The following is a 16,726-nucleotide window of genomic DNA, read 5'->3' on the forward strand; positions in this document are numbered from 1 at the left end:
GCTCGGGAGGGGAGACGGGGCGTCCGGTCATGGCCGGGCGCCCGCGTCCGCAGCCAATGCGGCGCCTGGCGTTCGTGCCTCGTTAGGTGCGGTGCCAGTCGCCCTCGTACTCCATGTACCGCGCGGTCTCCAGCGCCAGGTCCTCGCCGAGCAGTCGCGCGACGACGTGCAGCGACATGTCGATCCCCGCGCTCACGCCCGACGAGAGGATCACGCGGCCGTTGTCGACGATGCGCGCCCCCTCGCGAATCGCCGTGTGCGGTGCCACCGCGCGAAGCTCGTTGAAGGCGAGGTGGTGCGTGGTCGCGGCGAGGCCGTCGAGCAGGCCGGCGCAGGCGAGCACCAACGCCCCGGTGCAGACGGACAGGAGGTACTCGCACGCCGCGCCCTGCGCCGCGACCCATTCCAGCATCACCGGGTTCTTCATCTCTCGGCGTGTCCCGAATCCACCGGGGACGAGCAGAATGTCGGGGCGAGGGGCACTCGCGAAGGAGTGGAGCGGCGTGACCACCAGTCCATTGCGCGCCCGAATCGTCTGGCCGCGCTCCGACACGGTGAAGACGTCGAACGGATCGAGTTGCGATCGACGTCCGCACACCGAGAAGACCTCGAAGGGCCCGGCGAAGTCGAGCACCTCGACCTCGTCAAAGAGGACGACAGCGACGGTGCGGCGCGTGACAGCGGCGAGGCCGGCGTGAGGCGAATGGATGGTCATCCCCTACAGGATATACGGGGGACTCCCTCACGCGCGAGTCATGCAGCTTCCTCAGCTTCCCGCGCATGTTCTCCCACACGATCATCGAGCCCTTCCGTGTCCGCACTGTCGAGCCGATCCGGCAGACGACGCGTGCCGAACGCGAGTCCGCCCTGCATCAGGCGAGCTACAACGTCTTTCGCCTGGATGCGCGCGACGTCCTGATCGACCTGCTGACCGACTCGGGGACCGGCGCGATGTCGGCCAACCAGTGGGCGGCGATGATGCAGAGCGACGAGTCGTATGCCGGCGCCCGCTCGTTCCATCGCTTTCGCGACGCGGTGGCCAACATCACGCACCTCACGCACGTCCTGCCGACGCACCAGGGGCGCGCCGCCGAGCGCATCCTCTTCACGGCGATGGTCCGCGCGGGCGATGTCGTCCCCAACAACACCCACTTCGACACGACGCGGGCGAACGTCGAGGACCGCGGCGGTATCGCCCTCGATCTCCCGTGTGCGGAGGGGCGCGATCCCGAGCTGCTGCATCCGTTCAAGGGGAACATGGATGTCGAGGCGCTGGAGCGCGCACTGCGAGAGCACGAGGGGCGAGTCCCGCTGGTGATGGTCACGGTGACCAACAACTCGGGCGGGGGACAGCCGGTGAGCATGGCCAACCTTCGCGCCGTGCACGAGGTCTGTCGTCGTCACGGCATCCCGTTCTTCCTCGACGCGTGTCGCTTTGCCGAGAACGCCTGGTTCATCAAGCTACGCGAACCGGGATACGCCGACAAAACGCCGTTCGAGATCGCCCGCGAGATGTTCTCGCTGGTCGATGGTTGCACGATGAGCGCGAAGAAGGACGGGCTGGCCAACATCGGCGGCTTCCTGGCGCTCAACGACGAATCGATCGCCAACCGCTGCCGCAACAACCTCATCCTCACTGAGGGGTTCCCGACGTACGGCGGCCTGGCCGGCTACGACCTCGAAGCGATCGCGGTCGGGCTCTCCGAAGTGCTGGAGCCCGACTACCTGCGCTACCGCATTCGATCGGTGGAGTACCTCGCCGAGAAGCTGCAGAAGGTCGATGTCCCCATCCTGGTCCCCCCGGGCGGGCACGCGCTCTATCTCGACGCCAAGCGCTTCCTGCCGCACGTGCCGCAGCTCGAGTATCCGGCGTGGACGCTCTCCTGTGCGCTCTACCTCGAAGGCGGAGTGCGCGCGGCGGAGATCGGGACGGTCATGTTCGGCCTGCAACCCGATGGCAGCGAGGTCCCCGCGCGCATGGAGTTGCTGCGCCTCGCCTTCCCGCGGCGCGTGTACACGCAGTCCCACGTGGACTACCTGGCCGAGGTGATCGCGTACGTGCGGCAGCGCTCCCACCTGCTGCGCGGCATGCGCATCGTCGAGCAGCCGCCGGCGCTGCGTCACTTCACCGCGCGACTGGCCCCGCTCGCCCCCGGCTTCTACGCCAGTTAGGCGCGCCGGCGTGACACTCGGTCACGTCGGCAACGCATGACGACGCACGCGCCCTCAGTTGAGCGGCGCGCCTAACGCGTCGCCGAGTGCCTTGGTGAACGACGTGTCGGTGGCGCGCACCGTGCCAAGGTGCTTCCACCGCAGCACCCCCTCGCGGTCGATCAGGTACGACGCCGGGACGCCGAGCGCCATGTACAGCGTCTGGACGCGCTCGTCGGGGTCGAGCCAGATGGGGTAACGCATGCCGAAGTCGGTCCGGAAATCGCGAATGGTGGCTTCCGATCCACTCGCGTCGACGCTGACGCCGATCACCTCCAGGCCGTTGGCAGCGTGCTGGTCGTACAGGGACTGGAGGTAGGGAATCTCCTCGCGACAGGGGGCGCACCAGGTCGCCCAGACGTTGAGGAGGACGACCTTTCCCTTCTGGTCGGCGATGGACGCCGCTTTCCCCTCCAGGGTGGTCGCCGCGTACGGAGGAATCGGCTTCCCGATGGCGACTTCCGTGGGCGGCGCGTCGGAACGGGCGCAGGCGACCGCCGACCAGAGGACGACCGCCAGCGCGAAGCGACGACCCGTCATGGCAGCGACTCCAGCCGGTAGCGCGCGAGTCGGACGCGCGCCGAGTCTCCCGGGACGGTCCATGCGGCGACGAGTTCGCCGCCGCGGCGCGTGATCCTGGGGAAGCCGCTCGCGCGGACCCCGGACGATCGCGCCAGCACCACGGGTGCTCCTGACGTTCCGTCGCGACGGACGCGACGCAGGCGTACCTCGGCGGTGGTGCTGTCGGTGCGCTCCAGCCACGACACCGCGGCCGTGCCGTCGTCGAGCATCTCCACGTCGACACGCCCGGCCGGGTTGCCCGCGTCGATGCGTTGCGGCGGGGAGAACGAGGCTCCGGCATCGATGCTGTAGGCCACACGGACCCGCGCGGTGTCCTGCGCGCCGGTGAACCAGGCAATGACCACCGTGTCGCCTCGCGAGGCGAGGGCGGGGCCGTTGACGGGGCAGGCGTCGATCTGCCAGTGGTCGTCATGCACGACGGCCGGCGTAGTCCACGCCCCGTCGACCCGCCGCACGACGGAGATGTCGCGCACTTCATCCTCGGTTCGATCGCGATAGGCCACGACCGGGCCGCGCGTGGTGCGCGTCGCGGCCACCTGACAGCAGTCGCAGTTGCGCTGGTCGAGGAGCAGTTCACTGCCTAACGTACCGTCGGCCCCGATGCTCGTGGTCGCGACGTGCATGGCGCGCATCGACGCGTCGTGGTGCGTCGTGCCGCGGCCATCGAGCCAGGCCGCCTCGATCCCGCCGTCGTCACCAGGCCAGATGGCGACGAAGCCGTGCTCCGCGGCGATCCCGTCACGATGCAGCACCTCGCCCGCACTCCAGGTGCGCCCGGAGTCAGCCGACCGGGTGATCATGACGTCGTAGCTGTACTTGCCGCCCGGGCGCCGCTGCAGCCAGTGCGCGAAGAGCATCCCCTTGCCCGACGCCACGACCGATGGAAAGTCGGCCCAGTTGACGAAGAAGTCGTTCCGCTCGGCGATGGTGCGCACGTCGCTCCAGGTCTCGCCCACGAGGCGCGCGTAGCGGAGCGCGTAGGTGGAATCGCCGCTCCGCTCGAGCCAGGAGAGGTGCACCGTGCCGCTGGCATCGGTGGAGAGGAACGGCTCGCCACTCCGCGTTGCGGCGGGGGAGGGGAGCTCCTGCAGCGGGTCGCCCGGCGGCAGTTCAATCACCTGCACGCAACCCGCGAGGGCCACGCCGAGCACGAGGGGGAGGAGGCGCATCCCGGAATCTGTCCGGCGAGCGCGCGGGGCGTCAATCGCGCGCTCGACCGGAGGGGCGACCGATCGCCCCTGGCTCCAAGCGTCGCGCGCTCAGCGTCGCGCGGCCGCGTCGTGGCGATAGATCGTGCCGCCTTTCATGACGAAGCGCACTCGGCGCGTGGCGTCGATGTCCTTCGTCGGGTCGCCTTCCATCGCCACGAGATCGGCCCAGAGCCCCGGCTTCACGCTCCCCAGCCGGTCGTCCAGGCGGAGGACCTTGGCGGTGACCGAGGTGGCCGCACGCATGGCCTCGAGCGGCGACATCCCGTAGTCGACCAGGAGTTGCAGCTCCCGGGCGTTCTCGCCATGCGTGAAGACGCCGACGTCGCTGCCGTTGCAGATCGTGACCCCGGAGGCGCGCGCGCGCGCGAAACTCTCGCGCTTGTTCTTGATGCGCGCCGGTTCTGGCTCCACGCCCTTCTGCCAGCCGCCGTACTGCGAGGTGGCGTCGCCGGCGGCGAGCGTCGGGCAGAAGGCGACTCCCTTCTGTGCCATGAGGGTGAAGACCTCGGTCGTGCCGAAGTCGCCGTGCTCGATGTTGGCGACGCCGGCCATCGTCGCACGCCGCATGGCTTCGGCCGACGAGGCATGGGCGACGACGTGCCGACCGCTCGACTCCGCAATCTCGACGGCAGCGCGGAGCTCCGACTCGGTGAAGGCCGGGCGCGTCTCTCCCGTCGGGCCCCAACGATAGTCGGCGTAGACCTTGATCCAGTCGGCGCCATGCTTGATCTGGTCGCGGACGACGCGCACGAGTTCGTCGGTGTTGCCCGCCTCTTCGGCCCCCTGGGGGATGTCGAGGTCGTTGGCGAAGGATCGCGGGCCGTAGCTCCCGCGGCCGACGATCGCCTTGGTCGTCACAAGCATGCGCGGCCCGGGAATGACGCCCTGATCGATCGCCATCTTCACGCCGACGTCGGCGTACCCGGCCCCTTCGGTGCCGAGGTCACGGATGAGGGTGAAGCCGGCCATCAGCGTCTGTCGCACATGATTCGTCGCGCGAGCGACGCGAAGCGCGGTGGGATCGCGCAGGACCTGGTCGTCCCAGGTGGCCTCATTGTACGGATGCAGGAGGACGTGCGAGTGCGCCTCGATCATCCCGGGGGTGAGCGTCAGTCCGGGAAGGTCGACGACCTGCGTCCCCGCCGGTACGGTGACCGAACTCGCAGGCCCGACTGCCTCGACCTTGTCGTCGACGACGAGGACGACCACACCGGGGCGCGGGGCATCGCTCACGCCGTCCCACACGCTCGCAGGGCGCAGCAACGTTGCCCGGGGCTTGGGGGCGACGGGCGCGCTCCCCTGTGCGCCAAGCGTGGGCGCGACAGCGGAGAGGGAGAGGGCGGCAAGGATCGCCGTCGCACGGGTGAAGGGCGTCCTGCCTAACGTGATGGAGGCGATGCGCATGGGGGCCGGGCGGGAGACGTGCCGAACGCTGCGGAGGGGCGGGAAGGTGCGCTGCAACACGCCGGGAATCCAGTCGCCGGGGCCCGACCGCTCCCCGCGCCCACGCGGGTCACGCCGCAGCGAACACCGCGTGGGCGAACCGGGCCAGCTTGTCGCTATCCAAGGCGCCGTCGGTGCGGACGCCGGAACAGACGTCGATCCCGAACGGGCGAACGGTCGTGATGGCTTCTCCGACATTGTCGACGCGCAAGCCGCCGGCGAGCAGGAGCGGGCGATCGGTCGCGGCGCGAATGCGCGCGCTGAGCGCCCAATCGTGCGTGCGACCGGTTCCCCCGAGTTCCTTCACGGCGAGCCGAGGGTTGCCGGAGTCGAGCAGGAGGCGATCGACGAACGGGGCCAGCTCCATCGCCTCGTCGATGGAAGATTCGTCGAGCACGTGAATGACCTGCACGAGCGTCACCCCTTCGACGAGCGCGCGCAGCCGCTGGTACTCGTCGTGCGAGGCGAGTCGGTCCACCAGCTGCAACGTGGTCGTCCGGCAGCGCGCGTGCTGCGCGGCGATCGCCGTCGCCTCGCGTTCCGAGGTGAGCAGGTAGGTCTCGATGGGGGGCGAGACGACGGCAGCGATGCTGGCGATCGTTGCCTCGTCGATGACCCCGGGCCCCGACGGCATGGCCGACACGAGGCCGAGCGCCGACGCTCCTGCGCCGATGGCGCGGGCGGCCTCGGCAGGGGTGGCGATGCAGCAGATCTTGAGATGCATGGGCGGGGCCGAGCGCGTCAGGGGGCGGGTGTCGGCGCCGTCGCGGGGGTGGTCGGCTGCGCCGCGCCCGGCAGCGCATGGGTCAACACCGGGATCTCCGTCACCCCGCCCGAGACGATGAACGCCATCATGTCGGAGCTGTTGGCGTCGAGGCGCGTGACCGCGGTGGTCGGGAAGATGTACATCTGCCCCGAGAAGTTGTACGAGTGTGGCATGTACACGGAGACGAAGCCCGGCATCTCGAGCTGCGTGAGCGATTCCTGCGTCACGAAGCCGAGCGCCCGGGCGTTGCCGCCGGGGAAGAGCTCGACGACGACCGGCTTGTCGAAGCGGCGCTTCTCGCCGACGAAGGCACTCACCAGGTCGCGCGTCGAGGAATAGAGCAGGCGCACGAACGGCAGACGCTCGAGCAGGTCGTCGAGCGCGCCGATCAAGCTGCGGGTGATGAAGCTCGAGGCGAGGAAGCCGAAGAGGGTGATGAGCGCCAGGGAGACGGCGAAGCCGGCGCCCGGAATCGGGAGGCCGAGCCAGCCGTCGATGGCGCGGAAGACCACAACACAGATGTACGCCGTGATCCCCACGGGAGCGAGGAAGACCAGCCCGCGCAGAAAATACGTGAGCAGGCGCCGGGTGAACCCCTGGGTGGCCGTGCGGGCCGACACCTAAGCCGACACAGATGACAGGGTGGTCTCGACGGGGAGCTCCGCTGCCTGCCACGCCTGGATGCCGCCGCGCAGGTTGACGACGGGCGCTATTCCGTGCAGTCGAGCGAGTGACGCGGCGATCGCCGAGCGGGCGCCGCCCTGGCACTGCATCACGATGCGATGCTTCGACGCGAGTTGGGGGAGCACGTCGGCGAGGCGCCCGAGCGGGGCGTTCACCGCCTCGGCGATGTGTCCCGCCTGCCATTCGCTGCCGGCCCGCACGTCAACCAGCGTGATCGCGTCGTGCCGCAGCCACTCGGCCAGCGTCGGGGGATCGATCTGCTCCACGCTGTCGAACTCCCGCCCCGCGGCACTCCACGCGGTGAAGGCCTCGGCGCCGAACCAGCCGACCACGCGGTCGAGGCCGATCATGGCCAGCTCGGCGGCGGCGGCCCGCACCGTCGCATCGTCGCTGTCGTCACACAGGAGGTAGACGTCCCGCGCGTAGTCGATGAGCCACCCGCTCCAGCCGACGAACGACTTGTTGAGCGGGACGTTGAGCGTACCGGGGATGTAGCGGTTGGCGGCGACGTCGGCGCGGCGAATGTCGACGACGAGCGCCTGGCTGGCGAGGACGTCGTCCAGCCGGGTGGCGGAGATGTGCGGCGGGGCGGGGAGGTGGCCGAGGATCGCCGGCCCCTCGCGATTGAGCTTCTTCATCATCGCGAAGTAGCGCGGCGGGTCGGGTTGTCCCTCGAGGACCGCCTCCACGAACCGGGCCTCGTCGTGAAGCTGCAGCGCCCAGTTGGCGAACTTCTCGTAGCCTAACGTGGTCTGTGGCACGGCGCCGAGCGCCTTGCCACACGCCGACCCCGAGCCATGCCCCGGCCACAGCTGCAGGTAGTCCGGCGCGCGCGCGACGAAGCGCTGCAGCGAGTGGAAGAGCTGCGCGGCGCCCGCCCGCATCGTCCCCTCGACCTTGGCGGCGCGCTCGAGCAAGTCGGGGCGCCCGACGTCGCCGACGAAGATGAAATCCCCGGTGAAGGCGCCCACCGGGTGCGGCGACGCCGGCGTATCGGTCAGGACGAAGATGATGTGCTCGGGCGTGTGCCCCGGCGTGTGGATCACGTCGAGCCGCAGGTTGCCGACCATGAAGGCATCGCCGTCGCGCAGGAGCGTCACGGCATCCCGCGTCGCGAAGGCGTACTGCCACTCCGGGCCCCCTTCCGCCGACAGGAAGAGGCGCGCGCCGGTCCGGGCCGCGAGTTCGCGACTGCCGGAGAGGTAGTCGGCGTGAATGTGGGTCTCGCTGACGTGCGTGATGCGCAGTCCCTCGCTCGCGGCGGCCGCGACATACTGGTCGGCGTCGCGGTGCGCGTCGATGACGAGCGCTTCGCCGGTCTTCTGGCATCCCACGAGGTAGCTCGCCTGGGCCAGCCCCTCATGATAGAATCGCTTCAGGAACACAGCTCCTCCAATCTCCAGCGGCAGTGGCACACGGTGGTCGGAGAAAAGTGCTCGGTCGGGGGCGCCGGAGGTAGGGCTGCGCGCCACCGATGCGCCCAGCACGGCGGCCGCGCTCCGGTGCAACGCGCGCGACCTTCACGCGACGATCGCCCACCTGCGCGCCATCTCGATTTCCCGCGCCTCCGTACCGGACCGTATCTTCACCCCATGCCGCCCGCCATCGAGACGCACGCGCTCCGCAAGGTCTATCCCGCTCCGTCGGCGCGTCGGCGATCCGGGCCGTCCGGACGAGGGATGGGACCGCCGCCGGCCCCCGCGATGGCACCGGCGCGCGTCTCCGCCGAGGGGGTCGTCGCGCTCGACACCCTCGATCTTTCCGTGGGTGCGGGAGAGTTCTTCGGCCTACTCGGGCCTAACGGCGCCGGCAAGACGACGACCATCGGCATCCTCACCACGCGCATCGTCCCGTCGTCGGGACGCGCGCTGGTGGCGGGCTATGACGTGTCGGGTGAACCGGCGCGCGTGCGGCAGCGGATCGGCGTGGTGCCGCAGCGACCGAATCCCGATCGCAGCCTGACGACGCTGGAGAACCTGGTCTTCCACGCCGCCTACTTCGGCATCCCGATCGACCGGGCGGAGCAGCATGCGCTGGAACTGCTCGAGCGCCTGCGCATCGCCGACAAGGCCGACGCCAAGGTCGACGCGCTCTCCGGCGGACAGCAGCAGCGCCTCATGATTGCACGCGCGCTCATCCACGAGCCCGAGGTGATCTTCCTCGACGAGCCGACCGTCGGGCTCGATCCGCAGGCGCGGCTGGACCTGTGGGGGATCCTGCGCGACCTGCACGCGCACGGGCGCACGATCGTGATGACGACGCACTACATGGAGGAAGCCGACCAGCTGTGCGAGCGACTGGCGATCGTCGATCGCGGGCGCCTGCTGGCCTGCGACACGCCGGCCAACCTCAAGGCGAGTGCGCCTGGCGGCACCCTGATCGAGATCACGCTCGATGGCCCCGCCGATGGCGTCGTGTCGTCGGCGCTCGCCGTCGCGGGCGTCACCCGCGCCGAGGCTCACGGCGTGGCGCTTCACGCGTACAGCGAGCGCGGGGGCGAGGCGATCCCCGCGCTCATCGGCGCCGCGCAGGGGAGCGGGCGCACCGTGACCAACATTCATCTCACGAGCCCGTCCCTGGAATCACTCTTCATCTCCATGACCGGAAGGAAACTCGATTGACGGCGCGCACTGCGGTCTCAGGGGAGCGGCCCCCGGTGTCGGCTCGGTCGGTCTTCGTGGCGTTGCTCCGGCGCGATGCGCGAGTTGCACGTCGCGAGCTGCCGTCGTTCCTGGTGCGGACGATCATGCAGCCGGTCCTCTTCCTCATCGTCTTCGGCTACCTGCTGCCACGCATGGGCTTCGTGCGGTCGGGTTACACCTCGGCACTCCTGCCGGGGATCATCGCCGTGTCGCTCACGCTGTCGTCGGTTCAGTCGGTGGCGCTCCCGCTGGTACAGGACTTCGGCTTCACGCGCGAGATCGAGGATCGGCTACTCGCGCCGGTCCCCATTCGGCTCATCGCCATCGAGAAGGTGGTGTCGGGGGCGTTGCAGGGCGTGATCGCGGCGTGCGTCGTCCTGCCGATCGCGCGCGTGATCATGGGGCCAATCACCGAATTGCACCTGCCGAACGCCGCGCTGGCGCTCGGTGTGACGCTTCTGGGCTCCACCGTCTTCGCGTCGCTGGGGCTGGTGATCGGGACGGCGATCTCGGCGCAGCAGATCGGGCTGATGTTCTCGATCATCATCGCGCCGATGCTGATGTTCGGCTGTGCGTACTATCCCTGGCGCGGCCTCGATGCGGTGCCGGCGTTCAAGTACGGGGTCCTGCTCAACCCGCTGGTGTACGTGGCCGAGGCGATGCGGGGGCATTGACGCCCTCGTTGCCGCACATGCCGCTCGCGGTGTCGTGCCTGGCGATGGTGGTGCTGTCGGCGCTGTTCCTTACGATCGGTCTTCGCACGTTCGCGCGCCGGGCCACGTCGTGACGTCGTCGTGACCGACGCGGCGCGCGCCGTGTGCGGTGTCGTGAGGAGGTGCGCGGCGCGTGCCGTTGGCGCGGCGTGGGCGCGGGCGCGATTGCCGGTACCATCTGCCGGCCCAATGCCCTACGTTTTTCCCCCATGACGAGCACCCGCATTCCCGCCGCGACCACGCCGGCCCCGACTCCTCCTGCCGAACCCCAGTCCTGGAGCGTCGAGGACGCGAAGGAGCTGTACAACATCGAAGGATGGGGCGCCGGGTTTTTCGACATCAACGACGCGGGGCATGTCATCGTGCGCCCCGATCCGTCGGTTCCCGGGACGACGCTCGATCTCTTCGAGATCGCGGTCGACCTGGAAGCACAGGGGGTGCCGCTCCCGGTGCTCCTGCGCTTCTCGGACATCCTCAAGCGCCGCATCGAGACGCTGAGCGAGTCGTTTGCCACCGCCATCCGCGAGTTCGAGTACACCGGCGGCTACACCACGGTCTACCCGATCAAGGTGAACCAGCAGCGCCACGTGGTGGAGGAGATCGTCGAGTTCGGGCGGAAGCACGGCGTGGGGCTCGAGTGCGGCTCGAAGCCCGAGCTGCAGGCGGTGCTCGGGCTGTCGGAGAGCACCGAGCACATCATCGTGTGCAATGGCTATAAGGACGAGGAGTTCATGCGCCTCGCCCTGATGGGGCAGAAGCTCGGGCACAACGTCTTCATCGTCATGGAGCAGTTGAGCGAGCTCGACGTGCTGCTCGACGCGGCCCGTGACCTCGGCGTGACGCCGCGCGCGGGCGTGCGCATCAAGCTCGCCTCCGAAGGGGCAGGGCGGTGGGCGCAGAGCGGTGGAGAGAAGAGCAAGTTCGGCCTCAACACGGCCGAGCTGATGAAGCTCATCGATCGCCTCAAGGAGATGGGGCAGCTCGACATCCTGCGGCTGGTGCACTTCCACCTCGGGAGCCAGATCACCGACATCCGCTTCATCAAGGCGGGGCTGCAGGAGATCTCGCGCTACTACGCGGAGCTGCACAAGCTGGGCGTGAACATCACGCACGTCGACGTCGGCGGCGGACTCGGGGTCGACTACGACGGGACCAACTCGGTCAACAACGCGTCGGTCAACTACACGTTGCAGGAATACGCCAGCGACGTGATCTACGGCCTGGCCGAGACGTGCCGCGAGGCCGACCTCCCAATGCCGCACATCATCAGCGAGTCGGGGCGCGCGCTTACCGCGCACCACGCCCTGCTCCTGCTGCGCGTCATCGACGTCGAGTCGCAGGCCGAGCCGCCGCTCCCCGAGATCTCGGAGGACGATCACGTCCTGCTGCACGAGATGCTCGAGGACTACAACACGCTGGCGAAGAAGAAGCTGCCGAAGCGCAAGATCGTCGAGATCTTCCACGATGCGTCGTTCGACAAGGAGCGCGCGCAGCAGCTCTTCAATTCGGGCGTCCTCTCGTTGCGCGAGCGGGCGATGGCCGAGACGATCTACTTCGCGACGATCAATCGCATCGCCATCGTGATCGCCGAGAATCGCGAGGCCTACGACGAGATCCTGAAGGAGGTCGACGCGACGCTGGTCGATCGCTACTTCTGCAACTTCTCGCTCTTCCAGTCGCTCCCCGACAGCTGGGCGATCGACCAGCTCTTTCCGATCATGCCGATCCACCGCCTCACGGAACGTCCCGATAGGCGTGGGACGTTGCAGGACGTGACGTGCGACTCTGACGGCAAGATCGATCGCTTCGTGGGTGGGCGTGACGGGCGTCCGAGCCTCGAGCTGCACACCTTCCGTGATGGCGAGGACTACATCCTCGGGATCTTCCTCACCGGCGCGTACCAGGAGATCCTCGGCGACCTGCACAACCTGTTTGGGGATACCAACGCCGTGCACATCCGGCTGACCCCCAGCGGGTACGAGCTCACCGACCTGGTGCACGGTGACACGGTGACCGAGGTCCTCAACTACGTCCAGTTCTCGGCGTCGCAGTTGCTGGGAACGTTCCGCCGCAAGGTGGGAGGGGCGAGCGGGATCACCCGTCAGGAGGCGAACACGTTCATCGCCGAGTATGTCGCGGGGCTCGAGGGGTATACGTATCTCGAGGGGGAAGCGGCGCGGTAGAAGACGGGAAGACGAAACGACCGCCCCGGGGGCGCCAAAAAACTCGGGACCCAGGTGTTGGAGCCCCCAGAGTCGTCGTCCCGTCTTCCCGTCTTCCCGCTCCCCCCGGCGTTGTCGCCACGCGCCGAAGCGAGCCGCGACCGCGCCCCAGTTCACCACGTTCCACCACGCGCCGATGTAGTCCGGACGGCGGTTCTGGTACTTGAGGTAGTAGGCATGCTCCCAGACGTCCAAGCCGAGCAGGATGTCGCCGGGCTTCTTGCCATCCATGATCGGGTTGTCCTGGTTAGGCGACGAGGTGATGGAGAGCTTGCCACCGTCGTTGAGCAGCCAAGCCCACCCCGACCCGAAGCGTCCGACCCCTGCCGCCTGGAACTGCGTCTTGAAGGTGGCGAAGTCGCCGAAGGCGGCGGCGATCGCCGCGCCGAGGGCACCCGTCGGCTCGCCGCCGGCGTTGGGGCCCATCAGGTTCCAGAACAGCGTGTGGTTCCAGTGCCCGCCGCCGTTGTTGCGCACGGCGGTGCGGATGTCGTCCGGGACGCCGGCGAGATTGCCTAACAACTCCTCCAGCGGCTTGTCCTGCAACCCGGCGTGCTTGTCGAGCGCCGCGTTGAGGTTGGTGACGTAGGCCTGGTGATGCTTGCCATGATGGATCTGCATGGTCTGCGCGTCGATGTGCGGCTCGAGCGCGTCGAATGCGTAGGGCAGTGCAGGCAGGGTGTGTGCCATATCGTGCGTTCTCCCGAAAGTCAGAGGGGAAGGATCACGAGGGGAAGTAAACGAAAGTCGATGGGAGAGTGAAGCGCCCACGGCGGATCAGGCGCGTGGGGTCCCGTCTCGCGTCCCCCTTGCCCGCGGGAGACGCGGCTTCCAGACTCCCGCGTCATGACCTCGCTCGGCGCGTCGCTCGACACCGTCTTCGTCGTGACCCACACGCACTGGGATCGCGAGTGGTATCGGACTGCGGAGGAGTTCCGGCCGGGACTGCTCGACCTCGTCGACGAGGTCCTGGATGGCGCCGCCGGGGGCCATTTCCTCCTGGACGGGCAGGTCATCCTCCTGCTCGACTACCTCGACAGTCGCCCCGAACGCGCCGGCGACCTGGCGCAGGCGCTGGCGGCGGGGCGCATCGACGCGGGGCCATGGTTCGTCCTCGGCGACAACCTCATCCCGTCGGGTGAGGCGCTGGTGCGCAACCTCCTGGTGGGGCGCGACGTGCTCGCGCGCCTCGGCGGGGAGGCGCCGCGGGTGCTCTACTGCCCCGATGCCTTCGGCCACCCGCACGCCATGCCGCGACTGGCTGCTGGCTTCGCGCTGCCGCTCGCCGTGCTCTGGCGGGGGTACGGCGGCGCACCGTGGCCGGCGGGCGACGTGGCGCGATGGCGTGATGACGACGGCAGCAGCGTGTTGCTCCATCACCTGCCGCCGGACGGGTACGAAGTGGGGTCCTCGCTGCCATCCGATGCACACGAGGCGGAAGCGCGATGGGCGCGCCTGCACAGCGTGCTGGCGCCGCGCAGCGCGTTAGGCGTCGTCCTCCTTCCCAATGGGGCCGACCACCACGCGGTACAGCGACGGCGGGGGGCCGCGCTCGACGCGCTCGCCATGGCCGCGGCGCCCACCCGGGTCGCTGTCGGTCGTTTGCAGGACTTTGCCGACGAGGTGCAGCGCCGCGCCGCCGGACGCGCCCTGCCGACGGTGCAGGGGGAATTGCGCCACTCCCCCGAGTACGCCTGGTCGCTGCAGGGGACCTTTGGTTCGCGGGCGCCGCAGAAGCGGCGCAATGCGCGGGCGGAGCGTCTGCTCGTGCACGGCGTCGAGCCGTGGCTCGCCATGGCCGCACGGCGCGACGGCGTCACCGCGCTGCAGACGCTCGACTCGCTCTGGCGCACCCTCCTGTCGTGTCATCCCCACGACACGCTCTGCGGTTGCTCGATCGATGCAGTGGCCGAGGCGATGGACCATCGACTGGGGGTCGTGGAGCGCGCCGGGGCACTGGTCGCGCGCCGCGCGCGCCTCGCGATCCTGGGACACGATGCCGCCGCGGCGCGCGAACGCGAGGACGAGTGGCGCCCGGTCGTCACCGTGTGGAACGCCCTGCCGCACGCGCGCGGGGGGATCGGCGAGGTGGAGATCGATGAGGTGGTGGGGGGCGTCCAGGTGGGCCCCGCGTCGGCGGGAGCGACGCTCCCGCGTCGTGTCGTGCGATCGTCGCGACTGGGCGATGGCACCGTGGCGACGCAGGAGCTGTCGCGCGAGTTCGTCCACGTGCGCGAGGAGTCGCCGCGCGACTATCCGCGCGACTTCCTCGTGCAGCGACGACGGGTGCTGGCCTGGCTTCCAGCGGTGGAGCCGCTGGGGATACGCGTCCTCCCCCTCCACACCGGGCGATCGCGCCCCGCCTCTCCGCCGCACCCGGTGACGGCCAGCGACCATGCCCTCGACAACGGACGATGCCGCGTCTGGCTCGATGACGAGCGACGGCTCTGCCTGACGAGCGCCGCCGGGCAGACCCTCACCGATGTCCTCGCCCTGGAGGTCGAGGGGGAGCGGGGCGACCTGTACACGCCTTCCCCGATTCCGGGGACGCGCCGGCAAGGAACCATCGTTCGCCATCGCTGCACCGCGCGCGGGCCGCTGCGCGGCGAGTTGCGCCTGACGATGAAGGCGGTGGTCCCGGCGCGCGCGCTCACCACGGCCATCGGAGGTGTCATTCGGCACAAGGCGACGCCGGTCACCGTCACCGTCGACGTGCGGCTCGACGCCGACGCCGAGGGGGTGGTGCTGGCCGTGCACGGGACGAACACGGCGCCGGATTGCCGCGTGCGGCTCGTGGTGCGCAGCGCGATCGGCCTGCCGGAGGTGCTGGCGGATGCGGCCTTCGGCGCCGTGATGCGGACGGGTGCGGCTGACGGAGGCGCGCCGGCGGCTGGCGCGGCGCGCGAGTGCGCGGTGCCGACGGCGCCGCTGCATCGCTACGTCTCGCTCTACGGCACCGATCGCGGCGTGACGGTCGCGAGCGATGGGCTCGCGGAGTACGAGGCGCGCCCCGACGGGAGCGTGGCCGTGACCCTCGTGCGTGCGGTGGGCGAACTCTCGCGCCACGACTTGCCCGAGCGGCCTGGGCACGCCGGCTGGCCCGCGGCCACGCCCGGGGCCCAGTGCGCCGGACCGTACCAGGCGTGCCTCGCCATCCTGCCGCATGGTCCGCCTGGCGAGGCCGTGCGCGCCCGCGTGGAGGCCTGGGTGCAGGGCTTCCTGCTGCCGCTGGTTGGGGAAACCTGGCGCTCGGCGATCGACCCGCCCGCGGCCGTGTCCGGGCCAAGCCTGACGGGGGAGGGGCTGGCCTTCCTGGCGTGCAAGCCGGGAACGGACGGCCGCTCGCTGGTGGTGCGCTGCCTCAACCTGCTCGATCGCCCCGTCGACGGGCGATGGCAGCTGACGGGGCTCCGGGAGGCCCGGTTGGCGCGCCTCGATGAGACGGCGGTGGGGATCCTTCCGGTGACGGTGGGGGGCGTCGTCGACTTCTCGGCGCCCCCGCACGCCACCGTGACGATCCTGTTGCGCGCCTAACGCCCCATCATCTTCCCGAGCATCCCCCCGAGGTCGTCGACCACCGAGCCGTCGCCATCGCGGTCGATGAGGCTCATCAGCCCGCCGAGTGCTCCGCCGGCCTGGCCGGGGATCGCGGCGCGCTCCTGACCGAGCATCGCCGCCAAGCCGCCGGCGTCGAGGCCGTTGGTGCGCTTGGCCTGCCCCAGGGCGGCCATCACGATCGGCGCCAGCATCCCCAGCAGTTGCCCGCTCTTGGCGGAGTCGAGTCCGGTCGCCGCCCCGAGTCCCCCGGCGACCGCGCCCTGCTTTCCGCCGAGGATGTGGCCGAGGATGCTGGCGCCGGCGCCCCCTCCTCCGTTCAACAGGGCCGGGAGGTCGTTCAGGATGCTGCCGTCGTGGTCGCGATCGAGGGCGCCGGCGAGCGAGGCGGCGCCGGCGGGCGACTGCGCGTTGCGCGCGAGCGCGCCGACGAGCGCGGGGAGGGCGGCACCGATCGCCTTCTGCGTCGTCGCGTCATCGGTGCCGAGTTGCTGGCTCATCTGGCGCACCGTATCACCACCAAGCTGCTGCATGAGACCGTCGAGCAGGGACGACATGAGGGACCTCGCGTGGGAAGCGCCCCGGGGGCGCGTGGCAGGGCGGGCGCCGGATCATCGGCATTTGCATCGCGGGGCGCCGGACCGCGTGCGTCGAAGAACGCGGGGGCCGTGGCGCGGCGCAAGGCACGACCCCGAAT

At 69.8% G+C, this 16,726-nt stretch carries 13 protein-coding genes and 1 pseudogene; 5 read left to right on the forward strand and 9 right to left on the reverse strand.

Annotated elements, in window-relative coordinates; all coding sequences use genetic code 11:
* Window positions 1–82 precede the first annotated feature (82 nt).
* A complete protein-coding gene (locus IPN47_01460) occupies window positions 83–715 on the reverse strand; it encodes a DJ-1/PfpI family protein (protein MBK9406716.1) in 633 nt (210 codons plus the stop codon).
* Window positions 716–780: 65 nt separating this feature from the next.
* Between IPN47_01460 and IPN47_01465 the strand changes: the two genes are divergently transcribed.
* Window positions 781–2,172, forward strand: a complete 1,392-nt coding sequence (locus tag IPN47_01465) for a tryptophanase (protein ID MBK9406717.1) — start codon at window positions 781–783, stop codon at window positions 2,170–2,172.
* Between the two features lie 54 nt (window positions 2,173–2,226).
* On the opposite strand, the gene IPN47_01470 is transcribed toward IPN47_01465, so the two are convergent.
* The 6 genes from IPN47_01470 to IPN47_01495 form a co-directional block, all read right to left on the reverse strand.
* Window positions 2,227–2,751: a TlpA family protein disulfide reductase gene (locus IPN47_01470; protein ID MBK9406718.1), complete on the reverse strand. Its 525-nt coding sequence runs from the start codon at window positions 2,749–2,751 to the stop codon at window positions 2,227–2,229.
* Window positions 2,748–3,962 (reverse strand): exo-alpha-sialidase, encoded by a 1,215-nt coding sequence (locus IPN47_01475; GenBank protein ID MBK9406719.1) that lies wholly within the window; start codon window positions 3,960–3,962, stop codon window positions 2,748–2,750. Before IPN47_01475 ends, IPN47_01470 begins: the two co-directional genes overlap by 4 nt.
* Window positions 3,963–4,052: 90 nt before the next feature.
* Window positions 4,053–5,408 carry an amidohydrolase family protein gene (locus IPN47_01480; protein ID MBK9406720.1) on the reverse strand — a complete coding sequence of 452 codons (1,356 nt, stop codon included), beginning with the start codon at window positions 5,406–5,408 and terminating at the stop codon, window positions 4,053–4,055.
* 109 nt (window positions 5,409–5,517) lie between these two features.
* Window positions 5,518–6,171: a phosphoribosylanthranilate isomerase gene (locus IPN47_01485; protein ID MBK9406721.1), complete on the reverse strand. Its 654-nt coding sequence runs from the start codon at window positions 6,169–6,171 to the stop codon at window positions 5,518–5,520.
* A gap of 17 nt (window positions 6,172–6,188) precedes the next feature.
* A complete protein-coding gene (locus tag IPN47_01490; GenBank protein ID MBK9406722.1) occupies window positions 6,189–6,833 on the reverse strand; it encodes a DUF502 domain-containing protein in 645 nt (214 codons plus the stop codon).
* On the reverse strand, window positions 6,834–8,282 hold the full coding sequence (locus IPN47_01495) for an MBL fold metallo-hydrolase (protein ID MBK9406723.1): 1,449 nt from the start codon (window positions 8,280–8,282) through the stop codon (window positions 6,834–6,836).
* Window positions 8,283–8,576: 294 nt separating this feature from the next.
* Between IPN47_01495 and IPN47_01500 the strand changes: the two genes are divergently transcribed.
* The 3 genes from IPN47_01500 (at window position 8,577) to speA (ending at window position 12,435) form a co-directional block, all read left to right on the forward strand.
* Window positions 8,577–9,518 carry an ATP-binding cassette domain-containing protein gene (locus tag IPN47_01500; GenBank protein MBK9406724.1) on the forward strand — a complete coding sequence of 314 codons (942 nt, stop codon included), beginning with the start codon at window positions 8,577–8,579 and terminating at the stop codon, window positions 9,516–9,518.
* 35 nt (window positions 9,519–9,553) lie between these two features.
* Window positions 9,554–10,213, forward strand: coding sequence for an ABC transporter permease (locus IPN47_01505; GenBank protein MBK9406725.1), 660 nt, complete (start codon window positions 9,554–9,556; stop codon window positions 10,211–10,213).
* Window positions 10,214–10,461: 248 nt separating this feature from the next.
* Window positions 10,462–12,435 (forward strand): biosynthetic arginine decarboxylase, encoded by a 1,974-nt coding sequence (gene speA, locus IPN47_01510; protein MBK9406726.1) that lies wholly within the window; start codon window positions 10,462–10,464, stop codon window positions 12,433–12,435.
* Window positions 12,436–12,561: 126 nt separating this feature from the next.
* On the opposite strand, the pseudogene IPN47_01515 reads toward speA, so the two are convergent.
* Window positions 12,562–13,164, reverse strand: a pseudogene (locus tag IPN47_01515) (superoxide dismutase).
* Window positions 13,165–13,320: 156 nt separating this feature from the next.
* On the opposite strand from IPN47_01515, the gene IPN47_01520 reads away from it, so the two are divergent.
* Window positions 13,321–16,008 carry a hypothetical protein gene (locus IPN47_01520; GenBank protein MBK9406727.1) on the forward strand — a complete coding sequence of 896 codons (2,688 nt, stop codon included), beginning with the start codon at window positions 13,321–13,323 and terminating at the stop codon, window positions 16,006–16,008.
* Here IPN47_01520 and IPN47_01525 read toward each other — a convergent pair.
* Window positions 16,005–16,586 carry a DUF937 domain-containing protein gene (locus IPN47_01525; GenBank protein ID MBK9406728.1) on the reverse strand — a complete coding sequence of 194 codons (582 nt, stop codon included), beginning with the start codon at window positions 16,584–16,586 and terminating at the stop codon, window positions 16,005–16,007. The genes IPN47_01520 and IPN47_01525 overlap by 4 nt on opposite strands.
* Window positions 16,587–16,726 lie beyond the last annotated feature (140 nt).

The organism is Gemmatimonadota bacterium (assembly GCA_016719105.1).
Classification (GTDB): Bacteria; Gemmatimonadota; Gemmatimonadetes; order Gemmatimonadales; family Gemmatimonadaceae; genus SCN-70-22.